30 protein-coding genes are annotated in these 20,490 nt (G+C 67.2%); 12 read left to right on the forward strand and 18 right to left on the reverse strand.

Features of this window, described 5'->3' with window-relative positions; all coding sequences use genetic code 11:
• Positions 1 to 6: 6 nt before the first annotated feature.
• The 3 genes from ALTAJ2_RS01985 to ALTAJ2_RS01995 all read right to left on the reverse strand — a co-directional run bounded on the left by ALTAJ2_RS01985 (position 7) and on the right by ALTAJ2_RS01995 (position 1,993).
• The gene (locus tag ALTAJ2_RS01985) at positions 7 to 195 is read right to left on the reverse strand and encodes a hypothetical protein (RefSeq protein ID WP_007110514.1); all 189 of its coding nucleotides are present in this window, start codon (positions 193 to 195) and stop codon (positions 7 to 9) included.
• Between the two features lie 79 nt (positions 196 to 274).
• Positions 275 to 481: a dodecin family protein gene (locus ALTAJ2_RS01990; protein ID WP_007110513.1), complete on the reverse strand. Its 207-nt coding sequence runs from the start codon at positions 479 to 481 to the stop codon at positions 275 to 277.
• Positions 482 to 562: 81 nt separating this feature from the next.
• The gene (locus tag ALTAJ2_RS01995) at positions 563 to 1,993 is read right to left on the reverse strand and encodes an MATE family efflux transporter (protein ID WP_007110512.1); all 1,431 of its coding nucleotides are present in this window, start codon (positions 1,991 to 1,993) and stop codon (positions 563 to 565) included.
• Positions 1,994 to 2,102: 109 nt separating this feature from the next.
• Here ALTAJ2_RS01995 and ALTAJ2_RS02000 point away from each other — a divergent pair, with 109 nt between their 5' ends.
• The gene (locus tag ALTAJ2_RS02000; RefSeq protein WP_049900869.1) at positions 2,103 to 2,684 is read left to right on the forward strand and encodes a hypothetical protein; all 582 of its coding nucleotides are present in this window, start codon (positions 2,103 to 2,105) and stop codon (positions 2,682 to 2,684) included.
• Here the strand turns inward: ALTAJ2_RS02000 and ALTAJ2_RS02005 are convergent.
• Positions 2,673 to 3,758: a geranylgeranyl reductase family protein gene (locus tag ALTAJ2_RS02005; RefSeq protein WP_007110510.1), complete on the reverse strand. Its 1,086-nt coding sequence runs from the start codon at positions 3,756 to 3,758 to the stop codon at positions 2,673 to 2,675. The genes ALTAJ2_RS02000 and ALTAJ2_RS02005 overlap by 12 nt on opposite strands.
• Before the next feature lie 61 nt (positions 3,759 to 3,819).
• On the opposite strand from ALTAJ2_RS02005, the gene ALTAJ2_RS19370 reads away from it, so the two are divergent.
• Positions 3,820 to 3,990, forward strand: coding sequence for a hypothetical protein (locus ALTAJ2_RS19370; RefSeq protein WP_007110509.1), 171 nt, complete (start codon positions 3,820 to 3,822; stop codon positions 3,988 to 3,990).
• Here the strand turns inward: ALTAJ2_RS19370 and ALTAJ2_RS02010 are convergent.
• The 6 genes from ALTAJ2_RS02010 to ALTAJ2_RS02035 form a co-directional block, all read right to left on the reverse strand.
• The gene (locus ALTAJ2_RS02010; RefSeq protein WP_007110508.1) at positions 3,982 to 4,338 is read right to left on the reverse strand and encodes a hypothetical protein; all 357 of its coding nucleotides are present in this window, start codon (positions 4,336 to 4,338) and stop codon (positions 3,982 to 3,984) included. The genes ALTAJ2_RS19370 and ALTAJ2_RS02010 overlap by 9 nt on opposite strands.
• Before the next feature lie 82 nt (positions 4,339 to 4,420).
• Complete coding sequence (locus ALTAJ2_RS02015) at positions 4,421 to 5,005, reverse strand: GTP-dependent dephospho-CoA kinase family protein (protein WP_007110507.1); 585 nt, start codon at positions 5,003 to 5,005, stop codon at positions 4,421 to 4,423.
• Between the two features lie 5 nt (positions 5,006 to 5,010).
• The gene (gene spt4, locus ALTAJ2_RS02020; RefSeq protein ID WP_006185929.1) at positions 5,011 to 5,208 is read right to left on the reverse strand and encodes a transcription elongation factor subunit Spt4; all 198 of its coding nucleotides are present in this window, start codon (positions 5,206 to 5,208) and stop codon (positions 5,011 to 5,013) included.
• A gap of 2 nt (positions 5,209 to 5,210) precedes the next feature.
• Positions 5,211 to 5,780, reverse strand: coding sequence for a DNA-directed RNA polymerase (locus ALTAJ2_RS02025; protein ID WP_007110506.1), 570 nt, complete (start codon positions 5,778 to 5,780; stop codon positions 5,211 to 5,213).
• Complete coding sequence (locus ALTAJ2_RS02030) at positions 5,781 to 6,173, reverse strand: PIN domain-containing protein (RefSeq protein WP_007110505.1); 393 nt, start codon at positions 6,171 to 6,173, stop codon at positions 5,781 to 5,783.
• A 4-nt stretch (positions 6,174 to 6,177) separates the two neighbouring features.
• The gene (locus ALTAJ2_RS02035; protein ID WP_007110504.1) at positions 6,178 to 7,410 is read right to left on the reverse strand and encodes a translation initiation factor IF-2 subunit gamma; all 1,233 of its coding nucleotides are present in this window, start codon (positions 7,408 to 7,410) and stop codon (positions 6,178 to 6,180) included.
• Between the two features lie 186 nt (positions 7,411 to 7,596).
• Between ALTAJ2_RS02035 and ALTAJ2_RS02040 the strand changes: the two genes are divergently transcribed.
• Positions 7,597 to 8,601 (forward strand): DUF5787 family protein, encoded by a 1,005-nt coding sequence (locus ALTAJ2_RS02040; RefSeq protein ID WP_007110503.1) that lies wholly within the window; start codon positions 7,597 to 7,599, stop codon positions 8,599 to 8,601.
• A gap of 34 nt (positions 8,602 to 8,635) precedes the next feature.
• On the opposite strand, the gene ALTAJ2_RS02045 is transcribed toward ALTAJ2_RS02040, so the two are convergent.
• The 4 genes from ALTAJ2_RS02045 to ALTAJ2_RS02060 all read right to left on the reverse strand — a co-directional run bounded on the left by ALTAJ2_RS02045 (position 8,636) and on the right by ALTAJ2_RS02060 (position 11,903).
• Positions 8,636 to 9,460, reverse strand: a complete 825-nt coding sequence (locus tag ALTAJ2_RS02045; protein WP_007110502.1) for an MBL fold metallo-hydrolase — start codon at positions 9,458 to 9,460, stop codon at positions 8,636 to 8,638.
• An 81-nt stretch (positions 9,461 to 9,541) separates the two neighbouring features.
• Positions 9,542 to 9,871 carry a hypothetical protein gene (locus ALTAJ2_RS02050; RefSeq protein ID WP_007110501.1) on the reverse strand — a complete coding sequence of 110 codons (330 nt, stop codon included), beginning with the start codon at positions 9,869 to 9,871 and terminating at the stop codon, positions 9,542 to 9,544.
• A 56-nt stretch (positions 9,872 to 9,927) separates the two neighbouring features.
• The gene (locus ALTAJ2_RS02055; RefSeq protein WP_007110500.1) at positions 9,928 to 10,323 is read right to left on the reverse strand and encodes a DUF2237 family protein; all 396 of its coding nucleotides are present in this window, start codon (positions 10,321 to 10,323) and stop codon (positions 9,928 to 9,930) included.
• Between the two features lie 164 nt (positions 10,324 to 10,487).
• Positions 10,488 to 11,903, reverse strand: a complete 1,416-nt coding sequence (locus tag ALTAJ2_RS02060; protein WP_007110499.1) for an ATP-binding protein — start codon at positions 11,901 to 11,903, stop codon at positions 10,488 to 10,490.
• A 147-nt stretch (positions 11,904 to 12,050) separates the two neighbouring features.
• On the opposite strand from ALTAJ2_RS02060, the gene ALTAJ2_RS02065 reads away from it, so the two are divergent.
• Together ALTAJ2_RS02065 and ALTAJ2_RS02070 are read left to right on the forward strand one after the other, a co-directional pair.
• Positions 12,051 to 12,422: a universal stress protein gene (locus ALTAJ2_RS02065; protein ID WP_049900864.1), complete on the forward strand. Its 372-nt coding sequence runs from the start codon at positions 12,051 to 12,053 to the stop codon at positions 12,420 to 12,422.
• Positions 12,423 to 12,424: 2 nt separating this feature from the next.
• Complete coding sequence (locus ALTAJ2_RS02070) at positions 12,425 to 13,021, forward strand: GNAT family N-acetyltransferase (RefSeq protein WP_007110497.1); 597 nt, start codon at positions 12,425 to 12,427, stop codon at positions 13,019 to 13,021.
• A 21-nt stretch (positions 13,022 to 13,042) separates the two neighbouring features.
• Here ALTAJ2_RS02070 and ALTAJ2_RS02075 read toward each other — a convergent pair whose 3' ends face one another.
• Positions 13,043 to 13,501 carry a universal stress protein gene (locus tag ALTAJ2_RS02075; RefSeq protein WP_007110496.1) on the reverse strand — a complete coding sequence of 153 codons (459 nt, stop codon included), beginning with the start codon at positions 13,499 to 13,501 and terminating at the stop codon, positions 13,043 to 13,045.
• Positions 13,502 to 13,617: 116 nt separating this feature from the next.
• Between ALTAJ2_RS02075 and ALTAJ2_RS02080 the strand changes: the two genes are divergently transcribed.
• Positions 13,618 to 14,085, forward strand: a complete 468-nt coding sequence (locus ALTAJ2_RS02080; protein ID WP_007110495.1) for a universal stress protein — start codon at positions 13,618 to 13,620, stop codon at positions 14,083 to 14,085.
• 170 nt (positions 14,086 to 14,255) lie between these two features.
• Positions 14,256 to 15,452: a DHH family phosphoesterase gene (locus ALTAJ2_RS02085; RefSeq protein ID WP_007110494.1), complete on the forward strand. Its 1,197-nt coding sequence runs from the start codon at positions 14,256 to 14,258 to the stop codon at positions 15,450 to 15,452.
• 32 nt (positions 15,453 to 15,484) lie between these two features.
• Here ALTAJ2_RS02085 and ALTAJ2_RS02090 read toward each other — a convergent pair whose 3' ends face one another.
• The gene (locus tag ALTAJ2_RS02090; RefSeq protein ID WP_007110493.1) at positions 15,485 to 15,922 is read right to left on the reverse strand and encodes a DUF5807 family protein; all 438 of its coding nucleotides are present in this window, start codon (positions 15,920 to 15,922) and stop codon (positions 15,485 to 15,487) included.
• A gap of 297 nt (positions 15,923 to 16,219) precedes the next feature.
• Here ALTAJ2_RS02090 and ALTAJ2_RS02095 point away from each other — a divergent pair, with 297 nt between their 5' ends.
• Entirely contained in the window at positions 16,220 to 16,720 is a 501-nt protein-coding gene (locus ALTAJ2_RS02095) for a PadR family transcriptional regulator (protein ID WP_007110492.1), read from the forward strand.
• A 6-nt stretch (positions 16,721 to 16,726) separates the two neighbouring features.
• On the opposite strand, the gene ALTAJ2_RS02100 is transcribed toward ALTAJ2_RS02095, so the two are convergent.
• Positions 16,727 to 17,164 carry a DUF7112 family protein gene (locus tag ALTAJ2_RS02100; protein WP_049900861.1) on the reverse strand — a complete coding sequence of 146 codons (438 nt, stop codon included), beginning with the start codon at positions 17,162 to 17,164 and terminating at the stop codon, positions 16,727 to 16,729.
• A 27-nt stretch (positions 17,165 to 17,191) separates the two neighbouring features.
• Positions 17,192 to 17,590: a 30S ribosomal protein S6e gene (locus ALTAJ2_RS02105; RefSeq protein ID WP_007110490.1), complete on the reverse strand. Its 399-nt coding sequence runs from the start codon at positions 17,588 to 17,590 to the stop codon at positions 17,192 to 17,194.
• 411 nt (positions 17,591 to 18,001) lie between these two features.
• Between ALTAJ2_RS02105 and ALTAJ2_RS02110 the strand changes: the two genes are divergently transcribed.
• The 4 genes from ALTAJ2_RS02110 to ALTAJ2_RS02125 all read left to right on the forward strand — a co-directional run bounded on the left by ALTAJ2_RS02110 (position 18,002) and on the right by ALTAJ2_RS02125 (position 20,486).
• A complete protein-coding gene (locus ALTAJ2_RS02110) occupies positions 18,002 to 18,280 on the forward strand; it encodes a hypothetical protein (protein WP_007110489.1) in 279 nt (92 codons plus the stop codon).
• Between the two features lie 53 nt (positions 18,281 to 18,333).
• Positions 18,334 to 18,678 carry a hypothetical protein gene (locus ALTAJ2_RS02115; protein ID WP_049900858.1) on the forward strand — a complete coding sequence of 115 codons (345 nt, stop codon included), beginning with the start codon at positions 18,334 to 18,336 and terminating at the stop codon, positions 18,676 to 18,678.
• 75 nt (positions 18,679 to 18,753) lie between these two features.
• Entirely contained in the window at positions 18,754 to 19,170 is a 417-nt protein-coding gene (locus ALTAJ2_RS02120) for a hypothetical protein (protein ID WP_007110487.1), read from the forward strand.
• A gap of 77 nt (positions 19,171 to 19,247) precedes the next feature.
• Positions 19,248 to 20,486, forward strand: coding sequence for an MBL fold metallo-hydrolase (locus ALTAJ2_RS02125; protein ID WP_007110486.1), 1,239 nt, complete (start codon positions 19,248 to 19,250; stop codon positions 20,484 to 20,486).
• Positions 20,487 to 20,490: the final 4 nt, after the last annotated feature.

A 20,490-nucleotide genomic window follows, 5' to 3' on the forward strand; every position in this document is an offset into this window, starting at 1 on the left:
GCCGTCTCAGTGTAGCGCCGCTTCGAGGCCGGCACCGATCGCAACGCCGAGCGGCAGCCACAGTGCCAACTCCCCCGTTACAACGCCGATGACGACGCCGATCGCGATTCCGACCGCGATGCCGCTTCCGATGGGAGTCTCATCGGCGTCGTCTCCCCCCGGTGCAGTCGTCGGATCGTCCTCCCGTTCGACCATGGATCGCCGAGAACGCCGAGCACTAACAGCGGGTTTCGGTTCGGGGACCGGCAGGACGGAATCGGTCCATCTCGAGAGCCTACCGCTGGAGTCCGAACGAGACGTGAATCGTCGTCGTGTACTCCTGAATCCGGCCGTCCTGTACGTCGGCCGTCTGAGACTCGATTTCGATTCCGGTGATCCCCTCGAGCGTCTCGTCCGCGTCGTCGAGCGCGGACTGTGCGGCGTCTTCCCACGACTCGGTGGAGGTACCGACCAGTTTGATGACTTTGGCGGTTTCGCTCATGGTGCGCGGGAACGGACGCCGCCGGCGAACATAGTCCTTGGCCGGGGGCATGCCGGCACGGGGTGTCCCACCCGAGGAACGTTAGCCGGGTCCAGAGGACGGCCGGTACCGGCGGCTCACCGCCTTCCAGCGGCCGATCCGGAACAGCCAGTAGTTGATCCCGCCCGGGACGGCGGTCTCGAGGAACAGGGCCAAATAAAGCCCGCCGATGCCAAGCGGCGTGACGAGTCCGAGCGCGGCCGCCGGGAGCGCGAAGGCGTAGCGACCGAGCAGGGAGGCGACGAACGGCCAGCGAGTGTCGCCGGCTCCCAGTAGCGCCCCCGCGGCGGCCCCGTCGATGCCGTAGCCGATCGAACTGAGCGCGCCGACGGCGACGAAAACGGCGGCCTGTGCGACCGCCGCGGGGTCGGTGACGAACAGCCCCGCGATCGGCCGCGCGAAGAGCACGACCAGAACGGTCACTGCAGTGTAGATCACTGCCGAGAGCCGAATGATTCCCGCGCCGTACGCTCCCGCCTCGGTTTCCTCGCCGGCACCGAGGTGTTGCCCGACGAGCGAACTCGAGGCGAGCGACAGCCCCCAGTTGACGCTGTTGATCAGGGCCCGAACCCGACGACCGACCTCGAGGGCCGTGACGACGACGGGGCCGAACGAGGCGGCGATCCAGAGCAGCGGGAAAACGATCGCGCCCTGTGCGAGCCGGCGGCCGATCTCCGGCAGCGAAATCTCGATCAGTTGGCGGAGCAGCGTCGGCTCGAACCAGGGACCGCCTCGAGCGATCGGGACGGGGCTGGGCTCCATCCCGAGCCGGCCGTACGACCGGCCGACCATCCCCCACGCGAGGACGAGCGTCACGAACCCGCTCGCGAGTGTCGTCCCGATCGCCGCGCCCGCAGCGCCGAGTCCGAACCCGAAGATGAGCGCACCGCTGAGGACGATATTGAGGAGCGCCCCGCCGGCGCGGGCGACCATTTCGGTGAACGTGTCGCCGACGCCCGTATACGTTCGACTGGCGATGAGGTTGAGGAGTTCGAAGACCACGGCCGGCGCGACGTAGACGAGGTAGACGCTCCCGTGACGGAGTGCGGCCGGCCCCGCACCGAGCAGGCCGATCAGCGTGTCTGGGACGGCGAGAAAGAGGCCCACGATAGGAAGCGAGACGCCGAGCGCGAGCAGGACGCTCTGGTTGACCGCCAGCGACGCACGGGCGGTCTCCTCGCCGCCGTAGTTCTGCGAGACGAGCGTCACGGTGCCCCCCGCGAGACCGAGCCCCAGCAGCGTCACGATCTGCCAGTAGCCGAGCGCGAACGCCAACCCCGCGGTCCCCGCCGTCCCGACGGCGATGCCGACCATGGCGAGGTCGGCCGTCTGCTTGGACATGATCGCGAAGCCGGTGACGATCCGGGGCCACGCCAACTCCATCGTCGGGCGAAACCGCTCGGCATCGATGATCCCACAGCGCTCGAGCGTGCGTGCGACGAACTCGACCGCGGTCCTGCGCCGCCCAGTCATCCCTCTCCCGTTGCAGCAGAGGCCCCTTCCGTCTGTCGTTCGCCGAACCGACCCACGGATATGGAATAGTGTCTACACTTATCCTGCTTCGATGTGAGGTGCCAGACGTATGCGTCCGCCCTTCGCCTCCGGCCCTGCCGTAGCGATGACGTCGCCGTCGATAGCGAGCCACGAGTCATCGGTGCCGCTGGCACTGCACGACCTCGACGACATCGAAACCGTCATCGATGCGGTCGCCGGCTCCCCGTGGTACGTCCAGTCGACTATCGCTGCACTGTTCACGCTCAGTATCGGTGGCCTCCTGATCGCGACCGCACCGGCCGGAACGCGACGGCGGACGGACCGGGCACTCGAGGTCCCCCTCACCGCGTTTCTATACGGGTGTCCGCTCTTGAGCGGCGTCATCGGCCTGTCGCTGCTGATCGCGATGACGGTGACCGAACGGACGCTCGTCGTTCTCGCGGTCGTCGCGTCGCTCCTCGTGGCGGTGATCGTCAGCGTGCCCGGCTATCTGGCGATCGGCCGCCTCGTCGCCGACGACTGGCTACCGGCGTTGGGTGTCGCGGTCGCCGTCTCCGCGGCCGTCGGTGCCGTCCCCACCCTCGGGACCCTGGCCGGGTTTCTGATCAGCAGTTTCGGGATCGGGACGGTCGTCATGGGACTGGTGCACGGCCGCGACTCAGCGACGTGAGAGCATCGTCTTGAGGTGCTCGAGCGAGACGAGCGATGTCGGCCGATCCATGTGGACGCCGATTTCGCCCGACAGCGACCCCAGTCCGAGCCGTTGGACGGGTTCGGGCAGCGAGTACGCCCGCCGAATCCAGCGGCCGAGTTGCTGTTCTCGCTCGAGATCGGCGCGCCAGGCGCGTTCGTAGGCCGCGAGCGTGGCCGGTCGATCCGGATCGATCTCGCGGACCGCGTGATCGGCGCTGGTCATGCCGTAGAGGATGCCGCCGCCGGTGAAGGGCTTGGTCTGGGCGGCCGCGTCGCCGATGAGAAAGCCCCGACGGGACGTCACGCGATCGGGCGGACCGATCGGGATGGCCCCCGAGCACCGATGGGCGACGTCGATCTCGTAGCCGTCGATCAGGTCCTCGAAATGCTTGGTGACCTGGACGCCCGGCGGGGCCGCCAGCCCGTACTCGACACCGGCCTCGCCGCGGGGGATTCGCCACGCGAAGAAGGTCGGGGGCGTGAGGTGGACATCGACGAAGTCCTGGTGGTCGTCCTCCTCGGAGAACGCGAGCACCCCGTGAAGCAACTCCTCGGGCCGGGGAAGGTCGAGTTCGTCTCGGACCCTCGAGCGCGGGCCGTCACAGCCCGCGAGCATCTTTGCCTCGAACTCGCGGGTGCCGTCGGGGCCGCTGGCGACGACCGCGACGCGGTCGCGGTGTTCGGTGACCGACGTGACCGTGTGTGCCTCGCGAACGTCTGCACCCGCCTCGCGGGCCAACGCCGCGAGATGGCGGTCCAACCCCACGCGGTCGATGACGTTCGACGCGACGTCCGTCTTGTAGAACGGGTAGGCGTCGCTGGTGGGGCCGCCGACGTGGAACCGCGCGCCGTAGATCTCGTTTTGAAACAGGTCCTCACGAGCGTCCTCCCCCGTGAACTCCCAGATGTCCGTACTCACGTGGCCCGAACAGGCCAGCGGCTCGCCGATCCGTCCCTTCTCGAGGGCGAGGACGTCGTAGCCCTCCGCGGCGGCTCGACGGGCGAACCGCGCGCCCGGCGGGCCGACGCCGACGACGAGGAAATCGTACATGCTCGGGACGTTCACGGCGGACGGTAAATAGGTTCTCGAGATACGCCCGGAGCCAATACCGATGCCGCTTGTCGAGCGTCGCACGAACGAATCGGTACCGCCGTCGGGGTGGGGGTTGGAGTTCGGACAGCGGCTCGAGGACGGGGACGCGGTCGCACTCGAGATCGAGGGGAGTGGCACGCTCGAGTACGCCGTCGTGGAGCGAGCGGCCACCGCCGGCCGATTACGGTGAGCGATGCCCGTCACGCCGATCGCGTGCGGCACTGGCGGTGAGGAGGAAGCCGATCACGCCGAGATAGCCGACGAAGGGGACGATACCGAGTCCACTGGTGTCGAAGGCCGTCGCGCCGAAGAGACTCGCTCCGAAGAGGCCGATCGCGTACCCGATCCTGTCCGGTGTCCGCCCGAACGAGAGCCCCTCGAGCGAGAGCAGTTCGGGCGTCCGGACGGCGAAGTACGACCAGCCGGTGTACAGCGCGCTCACGCCGAGGCACACGCCCCAACCGGCGTCGGTGAGGAGCGACGCAACCGTTCCAACGCCGATTCCGATACCGACCGCGATCGGGAGGGCACGATCCATGATCAAACCGTCACCGACATCCCCGATAAGAGCGACGACCCTGATCAGCTAGCCCGGCCGCGAGTCGATCGCGACCGACGCGCTACGCCCCGTCGTCCGTATCCTCGAGAAGCGCCCAGAATCGTTCGGTGTCGCCCTCGAAGCGCTCGAGCAGGTCGCGCATCTCGGCGCGGTGGTCGTCGTCGACTTTCACGTGGACCATCCCCTCGTCGGGCTGGCCGTAGACGACGCTCGCGCCCGAGGGCGCGGCGACGATCGCCGGTAGCGCAACGAGGTCCTCCTCGCCGTCGACCAGAATCGTGGTCGGCTCGTCGGTCGCGAGCGCGCGCCGGAGCGCCCGGACGACCGGCGCGCCGAGTTCGGCCGGCGGGTTCCGAACCTCGATACTCGCACCCTCGGTGACCGCATCGTGGATCTCCTCGTCGACCGCGCTGCGTTTCGTCCGCCCGTCGACAAGCGCGACATCGGGACGGTGGCCCGCCTGCAGGAGGTGGTAGGTGACGACGTCGCCGACGGCGATGACCGGACCGTCGACGGCCTCGAGGAGCCGTTCGGCGTCCGTCTCGATCGGACCCATCGGCTCCTTGAGTTCGTGACGAAGGTCGTCGGGCAAAACCAGTAGCTGTTCGTCGGCGGCGAGCGTCGGCGCTTCGTCGTCGCGGGTCACGCGAGTCAGCGAACCTTCAGGGCGTACGCGCCCGGTTCGGTGATCTGCATCTCCGTCGCGATCTGACTCTCTTCGGGGTGGGCGATGATGACGTAGCCCGCCCAGTCTTCGGTCAGCGACGAGGAGTTACAGGCGTCACAGGTCTCGTTATCCGGTTCGTTGACCCGGTGACACTCGCGACAGACGAGACGGTCGGATGCCATGGTTATTCACCTGCAGCCGCTTCGCGTTTTTCGCGTTCGTCCTCGAGCCAGCCGTGCTTGCCGAGCCCGGGCTGTTTCGCGGTGAGCCCGATCTTCGAGTCGCGGGGGTTGCGCTCGTCGATGCTCTTGGTGACGATGCGGGCCCGGACGGCGTCCTCGACGCCGAGCGAGCGGGCGGATTCGTTCGAGGCGAGTTGCTGGTTTTCGCCGTCGAAGGCGAGATACTCGTCGCTGATCTGCGAGACGTGCAGCAATCCGTCGACGGGGCCGATCCCGACGAAGGCACCGAACTCGACGACTTCGACGACGGTGCCGTCGACGACTTCCTGCATCTGCGGATCGAAGGTGACGGCGTCGAACTCGGCCTCGTAATAGACGCCCGGACGGTTCGGCAACACCGTTCCTTCACCGATATCGTGGACCTCGGTGACGGAGACGACGCTGCCGACCTCCTCGTCCATCCGCCCCTCGAGTTTGTCCTGGAGCAGTCGTTTGACTCGATCCGGCGAAACGTCGCCGAGCTCTTCCGGCGGTACTTCTACTGTGTCCTTCAGTCTAACCCGTTTGTACATCTATGGTTGAGTGATCGCTAACTTGTTTCTCCCGCGTAATGCAATTACCGGTCTGCTCGCTTCGAGCACTCGGTCGCGCAGCGGGCGGTCGTTCGTGACGACGTAGTCGACGGTTCCCTCGCGGGCGAGTTCGACCAGCGCGTCGTCGGCGTACGATGCCTCCGTGTCGACGACGAGACAGCGTTCGGTCGCCAGATCGTGGCCGACGGTCGCCGCCGTCCCCTCCTGGCCGCCCTTTTCCGAGAGCCGCCGGAGTTCCTCAAGGACGGCCTGTGGGATCGTCGGTTCGTAGGCATCTAGCAACCGCTCGAGTTCCTCGAACAGCCGCACGTCGAGTTCGACGGGCATCATGAGCGCGCTCGTGTCGATGGCGACCCGCGTCGGCGTGCTCATCGCCTCAATCCGTGAGCGTTCCCAGGCCAATCAGCCGCCAGCGAGCGCCGATACGGCGGTTGATCGCGATTTTCGTGCCCGGATCGGCCGCGACGGGCCGCTTGAGCGCGACCTCGCATTCGCCCTCGCGAGCGCTGGTGACCGAGCCGACGGTCGTCGCCGTCCCGACAGTCATCATCAGCGGTTCACCGGTGCTGATCTCGTCGACCGTCTCGCCCTGGTCCGCGCCGACGACCCGCTCGAGCAGGTCGACGTCCATGGTGAACTCGTTCCACGTCGGCGGGAGCGAGCCCGGCGGACCGGCCATCCGGCCGGCCAGCGCGTCGCCTTTGGTCAGCGAGGGGTCGAGCCCGGTCCCGACACCGAGCAGCCCGCCCGGCGTGACGGTGTCGGCGGCTTCGCCGCCGGCCTGCAGCGAACGGATGGTCGTCTCGATCGGGACGTACTCCGTTTTGCCGCCTTCCTCGACTTCGCGGCCGGGTCGGATCTCGATATCGTCGCCGACCTCGAGTTCGCCTTGCACGAGGCTGCCGCCGAGAACGCCGCCGGCGAGGTCCGTCGCGGTCGTCCCGGGTTTGTTGATGTCGAAACTGCGGGCGACGTGCATCCGGGGGTCGGCGTCGGGGTCCCGATCCGGCGTGGGAATCTCCTCTTCGATGGCCTGCATGAGCAGGTCGAGGTTGACCTCCTGGCCCGCGGAGACGGGAACGATCGGGGCGTCTTCCGCGACGGTCCCCTCGACGAACTCCTTGATCTGCTCGTAGTTGTTCCGCGCGGTCTCGCTGTCGACGAGGTCCACCTTGTTCTGTGCGATGACGATGTTGTCGATCCCGATGATGTCGAGCGCCATCAGGTGCTCTTCGGTCTGGGGCTGTGGGACGGGTTCGTTGGCGCTGACCACCAACACGGCACCGTCCATCAGCGACGCGCCCGACAGCATCGTCGCCATCAGGGTTTCGTGCCCCGGGGCGTCGACGAACGAAACGGTCCGGAGCGGCTCGCTCGGCGTGCCGTCCGCACACTCTTCTTCGACGGTGTAACACTCGGGTTCGTCCAGTCCCTCGCAGTGACGGAACGTGGCGTCGGCATAGCCGAGCCTGATCGAGATCCCGCGTTTCATCTCTTCGCTGTGTTGGTCCGTCCACGAGCCGCTGAGCGCTTGCACCAGCGTCGTCTTGCCGTGGTCGACGTGACCGACGAGTCCGATGTTCACCTCCGGTTGTCGATTTCCTACCATAAGACGATGAGTAATCTTGGGTAGTGATTCCGCTGTGCGACTGATAAAGGTTGCGAGCTATCGCTTGGCTCGGACGGGGCGGTGTGCTGACAGTCCCCAGCCAACCGGGCGCCTCTCACGGGTCGGGTCCGGTCGACGATTCGAGCCCGCCGAATCCGACGACTTATTTCGGTTCCCACACTCCCTGTGACCGTGTCGGAGTTCGCCTTCGAACTCGAGTTGTGCGCTCGCCTCGAGGAGCGACGCGACGATATCGTCGCCCGCCAACTCGGCGGCGGCGTCGCCGAACCCGGTGGGCGAATCCTCGATATCGTCCGCGTCGAACCCGGACCCGAATTCGAAGAGCGCGTCGCGATCACGAGCGAGACGATCCCGGACGCCGCCATCGAGTCGGCCGTCGGCACCGGGCAGGCGCGCTACTGGAAGGACGCCTTCGACTGCCATCCCGAGCGCGCTCGCAGCGCCACGGAGCGGGCGCTCGAGATCGACTTCTTCGAACGCGACCACAGCGCCAGCGCGGCCAGCAGCCGCGAGTACGTCCGCCAGGTCGCCCGCTACCCGGATTGGTACGACCGCATCGTCGGGATCGAGAACAAGCCGGATCTCGGCCGTCCGGGGGATCTCGAGGCCCAACTGCGGACGGACGTCAGCCTCGGCCTGGTCGACGAGGTCGTCCTCGCGACCGAGAGTTACGTAACACGCGCCCACCTGCACCGGCTCCCCGATGCCGTGGGCGTCTGGCGAGTTCACCGCGACGGGGCCGATGCGGGCCGCTCGCTCGAGATCGAGGTGCTCCGCGAGCCGACGCCGTTGGCGGTCGACGAACCCGGGATCGAGCCCCTCGAGTCCCAGCCCGGTCGGACGGAGATCGCGACCGTCTCGCCCGCCGCGAAGGCGCGGGCCCGCCGCCGGATCGCCGAACGGGCCTACGGAAAGGGCTGGCGGACGTACGACTTCCCCGGGTGTGCGGCCTGCCACCCGGCCGACGCGAGCGGCGCGACGTTACCGTACTGCGAGTGGAACGGTCGCGTGATCGACGCCGGATCGGAGTGTGGGAGCGCGTGTCCGGGCTACGAGGCGGCGTCGGCGACCACCGTCGATCTCGAGGCCGAACGCGATCGGAAAACGTCGTGGGAGGCCGAGCCGAGCGGCAAGCGTCGACGGCAGTCGGGGCTGGATCGGTTCGGCTGACGCTCGCGTCAGCGGCGTCGAAGGACGGCCGCAGTCACAGGACGTACTGCTCGCCGTCGATCGCCAGCGGCTCCTCGAACGCCTCCGCGGCGGGATAGAAGTGGGCCAGATGGACCAACCGCGTCCGCGCGGCGTCCAGTTCCGCGGCCAGTGCGAGGGCTCCCTCTCGAGTCATGTGTTTCGTCCCGAACGTCCGGGCGACGCCGGCGGCGTCCTCGTGGCGGCCGCCGAGGGGGTGATGCTCGCAGAGGCTCGCCGGGACGATCGCGTCGGCCAGCAGGAGATCCGGATCGGCCAACACTGCGCGGGATTCCTCGGGAACCGCGTAGCTCGTATCGCCGGTGATCGACAGTTTCGCGCCCGTCTCCGGATCTTCGACGGCGAGCCCGTAACAGACCAGCGGCGGATGTTCGACCGGCACCAGCGTCACGTCGAGCCCGCAGATCCGCTCGGTCTCGAGGGGCGTCGTCGGCACGACGGTAACGCGATCGAGGTAGTGATAGTCGTCGCGAACCGTCTCGGCAACGCTCGCTCCCGTCCGGGGATCGGTCTCGTCGGCCGCGTAGACCGCGAGGTCGTCCAGCACGCGGAAGACGTTGCCCAGTCCGTCGAGGTGGTCGAAGTGGATGTGGGTGATGACGGCGGCGTCGGGCAGCGGGACCTCGTCGCGGAGGAACTGATACCGGAAATCGGGGCTGAAGTCGATCAGCAGCGACTCATCTGTCCGGTCATTCTCGACGTGGACCGAGAACCGCGTGCGCTCGACGCCGCGCTCGCGTGCGGCGGTACAGGTATCACAGTCGCAGCCGACGGTCGGCGTCCCCGTCGTGTCGCCGGTTCCGAGCAGCGTCACGCGCATCGTTACGTCACCCCTCCGCGTGCGGTCACGGGACGGCACGCGAGCGAGCACCGGGAGCCCGACCCCGCGGCTCGCCGGTCCCTACACATACGATCGCCCGTCCTCGAGCGCCGTTCGGATGAACGGGTGGTCCGACTGCGCGTCGAACCGATCGGCCGGGAGGACGTGGACCGAGAAGACGACGCCGTGCTCGAGCCCGACGGTCTCGGCGAGGGCCTCGAGCCGTCGCTCGATCTCCTCGTCGGCCTCCATGAGGACCAGCAGTACCTCCACGGACGTGTGGACGCCGCGGTCGTCACCCCGGACGGCATCGCCGAAGACGACGAGGTCGCGGATCGACTCGCCGTAGTCGGCCCGTGCCCGGGCCGCGAACGCGTCCGCGGCGTCCCCCTGTGGTGGAGCATCGCTCATAGGGGGTGATTGACAGCCGTCACATAAAGGGTATTCCCCGCGGGACGGGGCGGTCCCTACACCGTCCCGGAATCGGCGTCATCGCCGGCGTCGTACTCGTGGTCGCGAAGGAGGTCGGGGTCGACGTCGCGCAGGACCGCCTCGTGGGTCGCCTCGAGCACGACCGGCGGCGCACAATCGGCCGCTTCGGCTTCCAGCCACCGTGCGAGGCAGAGACACCATCGATCTCCGGGCTCGAGCCCCGGAAACTCGAGCGCCGGCTGCGGCGTGAGCAGGTCGTTGCCCTGCGCGCGGCTAAAGCGGAGAAACTCCTCGGTCATCACGGCACAGAGTTCGTGGCGGCCCCGATCGGAGTCGACCCGGCGACAGCACCCGTCCCGCAGAAAACCCGTCATCGGGTCGGTACAGCAGGGCTCGAGTTCGGTCCCGTATACGTTCCGGTCGTCGGGCATGTGCCCCGCAACGGCAGGCGAGTGGAAAAGCGTGGCGTCGGGCCGCCGACGAGCAGCCGCGTCATCCTCGAGTCGCCGTCCGGCGGAAACGGTGCGAACGGTCGGGCAGCAACGGCCTCAAGGAAAACAGCGGGTCCGGTCCGAGACGGGAGTGCGATCGATCGTCAGTGATCGTGGTCGTGGTCGTGGGAGTGGCCACCGTCGCTGGCCTTGTCGATGTCGCCGCCGGCGACGAGCGCGTCGTGGTCCCCCTCCATCATGTCCATGTTCTTCAACGTGTCCCGTTCCTCGAACTCCTCGACGGCGTTCAAGAGGTCCTCCTGGGTCAGCGTCGTCCGGTCCTCGGTCAGCGCCTCGAGGACGGCTTCCCGAAGCACCATCCGGAGGTCGCTGCCGGTCAACCCCTCGGTGACCTCGGCGATGAGATGCGGGTCGAACTCGTCGATGTCCATTGTTCGCGTGATGAGGCCGAGAATGTCGGCCCGCATGCCCGAATCGGGTTTGGGGAAGTTGATGATCTCGTCGAACCGTCGCCAGGCGGCGTCGTCTAACTGGTCGGGATGGTTGGTCGCGCCGATGAGCAACACGTCGTCGTCGATGAGCGAGATGTTGTCGATGCTCTTGAGGAGGGTGTTGACCGCGCGCTTGAGCGCGGCGTGTTCGTCGCTGCGGCGGGTCTTGGCGACGAAGTCGAACTCGTCGATAAAGAGAATACAGGGCGACAGTCGCTTCGCCACCTCGAACGTCTTGTCGACGTTTTTCGCCGTTTCGCCCAGATATTGGCTCGTAATCATCGAGAGTTTGACCTCGACGAACGGCAGATCCATGTCCTGTGCCAGCGCCTGCGCGGTGGACGTCTTCCCGGTTCCCGGCGGCCCGACGAACAGCAGTTTCCCGATCTCTCGCAGCCCGATATCGGCGAGATAATCCCGGTGTTCGATCGCCTTCGAGATCTTGTCGAGTTCGTTCTGCTGATCCTCGGTGAGCACGAGGTCGTCGAGGGACATGTCGACCTCTTCGGGCGCACGAACTTCCACGAGGTCCAACATCTCCTCGTCGTCCTCCTCGTCGAAGTACTCGTTGAGGAGGCCATCGATCCAGACGCGGTCGGCCTGAATCGGCCGGTTCCGCTCGCGAGCCGCCTCGTGGGTTACGTCGAACTCGTAGTCGTCGTGGGACGCGAAGTGTTTCGCCAGCGTCGGGTTCTCGAGCAATCGGTCCGCGTCGACGCGCTCGGCGAACCACTCCTCGGCCATCCCCTGCTGGGCGAGGGTGATCGTCCCGGAGAACTCGTCGCGCTCGGTGAACATCAGTTCGGAGACCGCCTCCCACGGGCGGTCGACGCCGGTCGCCTCGCGGGCGGTGGTGGTCGTGACCGATAGCGGGCGGTCGATGCCGGCGGGTTTTCGAGTGGTCCCGTTGCCGCCTTCGGTGTCGCTTCCGTCCTCGTTGCCGACGCCCCCGGTCCAATAGACCCGCCGGAACGACGGCGGGAGGTCGTTCTCGTCTAGCGTCCGGTCGTCCGAATACACGCTCGTCGTGAGCAGGAACTCCACGACATCGAGCGCTGCATCACTCATTCGGTGAACGTAGTCACTACACGTTCTTAACAGCGTCGTCCCGTGCAACGTATGTGAGGGGGTTCCATTCTCGGCGGCCCCACGAATGGCGTGTCGGTCCCGGTCATCGGCACAACCGTTTTCGTGTACGGGCTCACAGTCACCCGTATGAACGTGTTGCTGGGTCTCGGCGGCAGCGACGAGTCGGTGAAGACGCTCCGACGAACCATCGACCGAACGCGCGAGGTCGGTGACGAGTTGACGATCGTCGTCGTCGAGAAACCCGAGTCGAAACGCTCACAGGACGAGATGTACCGGCAGGCGGTCGACGCACTCGAGGAGGCCGACATCACCGACGTCGAGGTGGAGAAGCTCGACGGCGACCCCGGAAGCGCGCTGGTCAACTACGCCGAACAGGGAGACTACGATCAACTGGTCATCGGCGGCGGAACCCTGAGTCCGATGGGGAAGATTCAGCTCGGCCCGATCACCGAGTTCGTCCTGCTGAACGCCCCGACGACGGTTAAGCTGGTGCGATAACGATGGCCGGTACGCGTCAGTATCCCGACGACCCGTCCGGCCCCTTCCCCTCGCCCCCGACGACGGTCGAGGATCGAGACGGACGGTCGATCGAGGTTCGGGCAGCCGAGTCGTTCACCGGCGAGACGCTCGACGACGTCGTCGGGATGTACACCGAGTTCGATCCGACCGACCGCGCACAGGGGATCCCGCCGACCGGCGAGGAGCGGATCCGGACCTGGCTCGAGACGATCGGTGACGACAGCGTCAACGTCGTCGCCCGCCACGACGGGGACGCGATCGCACACGCGATGCTCGTTCCCGACACCGACGATCCGGCCGCGGTCGAACACGCGTCCGACATCGAGTGGGAACTCGCGATCTTCGTCCTGCAGGCCTACCAGCGGGCCGGGATCGGGACGGTCCTGCTGAAGAACCTCCTGGGCCATGCAAGCGACATCGGCATCGAGCGGGTGTGGCTGACGGTCGAACGCTGGAACAACCCGGCGATCGCGCTCTACGAGCGGGTCGGGTTCGAGTCGACCGGTACCGAGAGCTTCGAACAAGAGATGGCGATCCGCCTCGCGGGCGACGGTAACGGTGTGACCGGCGACGGCTGACCGCGTCGGATTCCCATACAGTTAGACCGAGAGGACGGGCTGGCTCGCGTAGGAGAGGACGTACTCGGCGGCTTTCTCGAGGACCTCGGCCTCGGTTTCGGTAACCGGCTCCCGAGGGAGGACGATGAAGTCGGCGTCGATCTCGTCGGCGGTGTCGAGCACGACGTTGCCCGGGTGACGCGTCTTCCGCGTTTGCGAGAAGCCCTCGTCGACGGAGGTCGCAAGCGGCACGTCCGCGTCAGCGGCGATGACGCCGATATCGTCGAAAAATCCCTGCGTGTTCTCCGCGACGGCGGTCTCGTCGACCGTGCCGGCGTCCAGTCCCCGGACGACGCCGCGTCCGAGGACGAACAGCGCGTGGACGGAGGCGTCGTAGCGGTCGGCGACGGCGACGGCGTATTCGACGGCGGTGGCTGACTCGTCGCTCCCGTCGACGGGTGCGAGAACGGTGTCGACGGTAAACGGCTCGCTGGCGTCCATACGCGGCAGTGGGCGGCCCGTCACAAAAAAGCCACCCCACCGCTCCGAGGCCGAGTCGGCTGCCGCAGCCCCGTCGAACGGGAGTATTTAAGCAACCGCGACCGTAACCGCGACGTATGTTCGATACGGTCGTGGTCGCCACCGACGGCTCCGACAGCGTGAAACGGGCCGTCGACATCGCGCTCGATCTCGCCGACCGGTTCGACGCCGAGGTCCACGCGCTCTCGGTGATCGACGCCAGCGAGGTCGACGCCTCACCCCAGCAGCTCCGGGACGAACTCCGCACCGCCCTCGAGACGACCGCCGACGCCGCGCTCACGACCGTCGAGGAGCGGGCGGAGAGAGACGTAACGACGGCCGTCCGCGAGGGGCGGCCCGCCGTCGAGATCTGCGACTACGCCCGCGAGGTCGACGCCGACGTGGTCGCGACCGGCACCCGCGGTCGCCACGGCGAGAACCGTCTCCTGCTCGGCAGCGTCGCCGAACGGATCGTCCGTACCTCGCCGGTCCCCGTACTAACGGTGCGGCAACTCGCGCCCGCGGGCGAAGACGACGGGGACGACGGGAACACGACCGCCGCCTGACCGCCCGTCCCACACGACCGCGCTCGCCGACCGACGGTGACGATCGGCGAGCGCGTCCGCGACGCGTATCCGGGCTCGGCCGGCGGCGTCGCACGACGGCTCGGCGCAGCGACCGACCGACGAGCCGCGAGACCGGCGATTACTTCCCGGGCGGTCTCCCAGTACGCAGCATGTACGACGAACTCATTCGGAGCGGCGATCTATCGCTCTCGCGAAAGTCCGTCCTGCCGGGGACCGGCTTCTTCCTGCCCGATACGCTCGAAGACGACCTCGCGGAGCAACGAACCGAGGCCGCGCTCGAGGGGGCCGAAGCCGCGGTCATCGCCGATCCGGATGCCGACGGGCTGGCCTGTGTCGCGCTCGTTCGAGAGGCCTACGACGACGTACGAAACGTCCCGGAGCCGGACGAGATCGACGACGACGGCGACGCGACGGACCCGGCCGGCGAACCGCTCGAGGAGCCCGAGCCGACGCCCCACGGCGTCGCGTTGCTCCCTGCAAGTCCCCACGACGTGGAGGATGCGCTGGCTCGCGTCGCCGAGTACGGCGACGACGGGATCGATATCTTCGTGTGCGATCTCGCGCCCGATCGGTACGAGTACGTCGAGGAGGAACTCGCGGCCGCGCTCGAAATCGCCGATCGGCTCGCGTGGTACGACCACCACCAGTGGGGCGACGACGTCGCACGGGCGGTCCGGGACACCGGGGTCGACCTCGTGATCGGCGACTCCGACGAGGAGTGTAGCGCCGACGTGGTCGCCCGCTCGCTCGAGTACGAGTTCGGGCCGATGTACGAGGAACTGGCCGCCGTGACCCGGGACCACGACCTCTGGCTGCGCGAGGACCCGCGCAGCGACGACCTCGCGGATTACGCCTACTGGACCGATCCCGCGGAGTACGTCGAGGTCGTCCGCGAGTACGGCGTCGACCTCCCCGCGTGGGTCGAGGAGTACATCGCCGAGCGCCGCGTCGAGAAGGAGGCGCTCATCGATCAGGCCGTCGGACGCGCCGAACTCCGCGAGATCGGCGGCTACACGGTCGGGATCACCTACGGCCGCTGTTCGCAAAACGAGGTCGCCGAAGCGATGCGGGAGCGGGGTGCCGACGCTTCGATCATCGTCAAGCCCGCCGGCTCGGCCTCCATTCGCGGGACCGACGAGTTCGAACGCTGCCACGAGGTCGCGGGCAAGGTCAACGGCGGCGGCCACCCCAAGGCCGCGGGCTGCAAGCCCGAAATCTACGACGACATGCTCGACTACGCGAACCACTGGACGACGCGGGGTGCCGTGACGAAACGCGTCATCCTCGACGCCTTCCGTGATGTCGTTACGGAAGCGGCCGCGGAAGCCGACGACAGCGCGACCTGACCGCTGTGAGAGGTTCCCAACTCGACTGAGGGCTACCGGTCGGTCTCGTCAGTCACGTTCCACCGATCCGAAAACGCCGTGCCGCACGTACACTGGGCGTAGGCGTGGACGACGGCACCGTCGGCGTAGATGCCGCCGACCTCCTCGTTTTGATCCTCGGCGAACGCGAAGACGAACTGCACCGCGTGCTCCTCGTCGTCCGCCGCGTCCGGGCACTGACCGCCCGCCAGATCGGCCGCGATCTCCCCCTCGTTGCTCATCGCGGACTTGGCGAACTCCATCGCACCGGTTCCCGTCGCCGCCTGAAAGGCGCTCCGACCGCGCTCGCCGTCGACCACGATCACGATCCCGTCGTCGACGCGATCGCCGAACCGTTCGAGTCGATCGTCCGAGACGTAGGATTCCGCCAGAAACAGCGCAACGTCCTCGAGGCGGTCACCCGCCAGAAACTCCTCGCGTGGGTTACTCATGGCCACGGATTCATGCTCGACGTGGAAAAAGGGCGGTATTCGCGTCGCTCCGCTCGGGTCCGACACCGGACCCACAGGCCCCCGTCTGGTTACAGACATGCCAACGTTTGACATTTGTCGTTTTCAGCACGAGATATTAATTTATGAAGTCGGCTGACCGTTCGTTTCCCTGCCGCTTAATACGTCTCAGTGACACGGACTCAGTAGTCGTATCTCCGTCCCGCGCTCGCTCGCCCGTTGGTCGACCACAGCCGGCGGCCGAGGACGACCATCTCACGACCCCACCAGTGATCGTCAATGTATGAAAACAGCCCCGCCGTCGAATCCGTGCTCGACGAACTCACGAGGAGGCTACTCGCGGACAGTCAGTCGGAACCGACCGATCCCGCCCTCGAGTCGACCGAAGACGAACCGAAAGACATCGAACGGCAACTCGACGAACTCGTAGCGCAGGTCCACGGAGCGTTCCCGGCCGACGACATCCAGTTCGACGAGGCCATGATCAGGGACAACCTGGAAGAACTCCTCCTGGTGCTCATCGCGCTCCACGGGGAGACCCACGGCAAGGAACTCATCTCGGCGTTGACCTCCCTCTTCGAGACACAGCTCAGCCCAGGGACCGTCTATCCGACCCTCCACGAGTTAGAGGACGCGGACGTGCTCTCGATGCACGCCAAGGTTCGAACCAAGGAGTACTCGATCGCAGACGAGGCGTACGTGCGTGCGACCGTCGAACAGACGATGGTCCAACACCTCGCCTTCGGGCTCTTGCTGTACGCCGTCCTCCCGCGCCTGTAACTCGGACTACTCGTCTTCGAGGCTGTCCGCGATCTCGCTCAGGCTCTCGGTTGGCGGCTCGCGGGCGTCGTAGTAGGTCGTCTCGCCGGGCGACCGGAGGCCATAGAGGAACTCGGGTTCGACGATGTCGATCAGGACCGAACCGCCTGCCGGAACGTCGTGGTCGGCGGTCCACTCGGTGAGCCGGTCGGTCCCGCCGCTGGGGTCTCGAGCCAGGTCCGGCGTGTCGTAGACGCCCGGGATCGACAGGTCGTCGCCGGTCAACGCCCGTTCGACTCGCGCGAACAGTTCCTCGCCGTCGAGGACGACCCGGACGACCTCGTCGGTCGGGAACGCCTCGCGGTCGTCGGCTGGCACCTCGAGTTTGACGCCTGTCGCCGTCTCCGTACACGTCGACCGGACCGTCTGCACCGAGGGATGGTCGCTCGCAACTCTGTCTGTCATTGAAAACGAATGAATGCGGGCGGCGACTTACTCGTCGTCGCCGTCGTCGCCGAGCAGTTCGTCGACGTCGGTACTGCCGCGGTCGACGATCGAGGCGTTGATCTGGGCGACGGCGTCGGATACTTCGCGGCCGCGGACGGTGATCCGGCGTCGCTCGCCGTCACGGGACGGTTTGTAGCCCGTCTGCTCGTTTTTCATCATGACCTCCTTCAGGTTCGGCCCCGCAACCTCGTCGGTGAGCGGGCGGCCGGCCTCGTCGGAGCCGCCGGTGATCTCGAGCGTGTAGCCGTCGAGCCCGACCGCGCTCCCGTCGACTTCCTCGCCGATGGACTTCCCGATAAAGCGGTTCGCGTCCTGTTCCTCGGCCTCGAGCTGGTGGGCCAACCCGGAGTCCGGGTCGCCGACAACGACAGTGAAACTTGCCATGCCCGACGGAAGACGGCCGTCGCTCAAAAGATCATCGATCGCCACCGGAATTTTGCGCTGCGGTCTAGCCCGCTGTGCGGCAGCTACGCTGCCGTCAGCGGGATGTCCCTCGGCAAACGTTCGATAAAAAGCACCGGAAGACGCGAAGCGTCTTCCGAACTCTCGTTCACTCCGTTCACGAGACACTCCGCCCTCCGCCGAGCGCTCCGCGCGTACCACATCGGTCGTCGGCCCGCTCGCTCGCCCTACGGGCTCGCTCGCGGTCGGCTTCGGGCACTCGCCTGCCCTTCCCCGGGTCGGACGGCTCTCGCAGGGCTCGAGCCGTCCTCCCGGCCAGTAAGAATCGATTCGTTTCGATTCGGCATCCGGTATGCTCGAACAGTCAAGTAGCTACAACGCCTCGGTCGACACGTGTTCATCGATCCCGAGCGACTCGAGGTTCGCCTGCGCGAGGAGTTCGGCGGGACGACGGACCAATCGCGGGTCGTCGTCCGGCAGGCCGTCGATCTCGCGGACTCGGGCGCGTACGAATCGGACGTCGGGACCGCCCTGACCAACGAGATCGTCCTGGAAGAACTGGCCGATGCCCCGGAGGGAACCCCGCCCGAGCGGTGGAACTGGTGGATCGGCTCGCTCGAACTCGCGTACGGCGGCTACGGCCGGTTCGACATTCGACAGTATCGGAAGTAGCGCCTCGCAACGAAGGGTAACACCGATTGTCCTCCGGACCGTAGGTGATTCCGATGAGCGAACTGTCGCGACCCGTCTGGCCGGCGTACCCGTTGTCGGTCCTCGTCGCTGGCCTCGGCCACTGTTATCTCGGCCGGTGGAAACGCGGCGGGATCTGGTTCCTCTGTTACGGCCTCGCGATCGTGTTCCTGAGCGCGCGAACCGTCTCGGGTGCGCTCAGCCTCGAGGAGCCGTTCGTGGTAACCGCACTGCAGTTCGACGCCGTGAGCTACGCGGACGTGGCCGTCCCGCTGACGATTCTCCTGGTCTGTCTGCTCGACGTCTATCTCATCGGGGTAGTCGAACGGACCACCCTCCCGCCGGCCGGCGCGGACGACCGTCGCTCGAACAGTTCCTGACGTTCCCGCGTCGGCGACGCCAGCTTCGAGTGACGGCCCCGCGTGGTTTTTGTCCCTGTCGACCGAACGACGAGTATGGGACGTCTCAGTTCCGTCCTGCTCAAAGGGCTCGGCGCGCTCGTCCTCGTGGCCGTCGTGCTGAGCGTCGTCGGCACGATCGTCGGCATCGCCCTCTCGCTGATCGCGGCCGTCCTCTCGTTGGTCCTGACCCTGGCCGTCCTGTCGGTGATCGCGCTGGCGGCCGTCGGACTGCTCTCGCTGTTCGGCTCGGACTCGAGCGCCGGGAGCGGCGCGGACACGCCGGCCGAAAACCGCCCCGATCCCGAAGACCGCGTTCGCTCCCGGTACGTCGACGGCGATCTCGACGACGAGGCGTTCGAACGGGAACTCGAGCGAGTCCTCGATGCCGAGGACCGATCGACCCGGCCGGGTGTCGACGGGTCGCGGACCGGGAGTCCGGCGGGCGAGCGGGATCGACTTCGGGATCGGTGACGGACCCGCTCCGTCGCGGGCCATGACTGACGACCGGAACCAACGGACGCAAGCCGCTCGAGGGCGAAGTGCCGGTAATGGACGGACGGTTTCTCGGCGGTGCCGGCGAGATCGGTCGGAGCGCGCTCTGTATCGACGACAAACTCGTGCTCGATTTCGGGATGGACTCGGGGAATCCGCCGTCGTTTCCGATCGACGACATCGATCCCGAGGCCGTCGTCGTCAGTCACGGTCACCTCGATCACGTCGGCTCGGTGCCGGCGCTGTTGTCCGGCGATGCGCGCCCCGAGATCAACTGGACGCCGCCGACGTACGACCTCACGATGGTCCTCGCTCGGGACACGCTGAAGCTCCACGGCGGCAGCTACGACTGCCCGTTCACCGAGGCGGAACTCGCCCGCGTCGCCGAGGTCTCCGAGACCCACGGCTACGAGGAGTCCTTCGAGGCCGCGGGCTACGAGATCACGTTCTTCGATGCCGGCCACGTCCCCGGCAGCGCCCACGTGCTGGTCGATGACGGCGACACCCGACTGCTCTACACCGGCGACTTCCACACGGAGGACCAGCGGCTGCTCGCCGGGACGACCGCACGCCCCGACGCCGACGTCGTGGTCTGTGAAAGTACCTACTCGGACGTGACTCGACCGCCCCGCGAGGAGATCGAACGCGAGTTCGTCGAGAGCCTCCGGACGACGATCTGGGAGGGTGGGACCGTCGTCGTGCCGGCCTTCGGTATCGGCCGTACGCAGGAGGTGCTGTGTCTCTGCGAGGCGTACGACCTCGAGTGCTACGTCGACGGCATGGGCAAACGCGTCACGGAACTGTTCCTGCGGGAGGCGAACCGCGACTATCTGCGCGATCCGGACCTGTTGCGTCGGGCGAAGGGCAACGCCCGGTTCGTCGACGGCCGCGACGGCCAGCGAAAACGGATCGCCGAGCAAAACACCGTCATCGTCACCACCAGCGGGATGCTCCACGGCGGCCCCGCGATGACTTACGTCCCCGCCGTCCGCTCGCATCCGACCAACAAGATCGCCATGACCGGCTACCAGGTCGAGGGAACGCCCGGCCGGGATCTGCTCGAGACCGGCAGCGCCGAGATCGACGGCCGAATGCTACCAGTCAGCGCGCAGGTCGAACAGTACGACTTCTCCGCGCACGCGGACCGCAACGGGCTCCGCGACTTCCTCGCGGCCTACGAGGACGCGCGAATCCTCGTCAATCACGGCGACCGCTGCGAGGCGTTCGCCGCGGAGCTTCGCGACGACGGCGTCGACGCCGCCGCGCCGGCACTCGGCGAACGCCTCGAGTGGTGACGAG

It is taken from the genome of Natrinema altunense (assembly GCF_000731985.1).
Classification (GTDB): Archaea; Halobacteriota; Halobacteria; order Halobacteriales; family Natrialbaceae; genus Natrinema; species Natrinema altunense.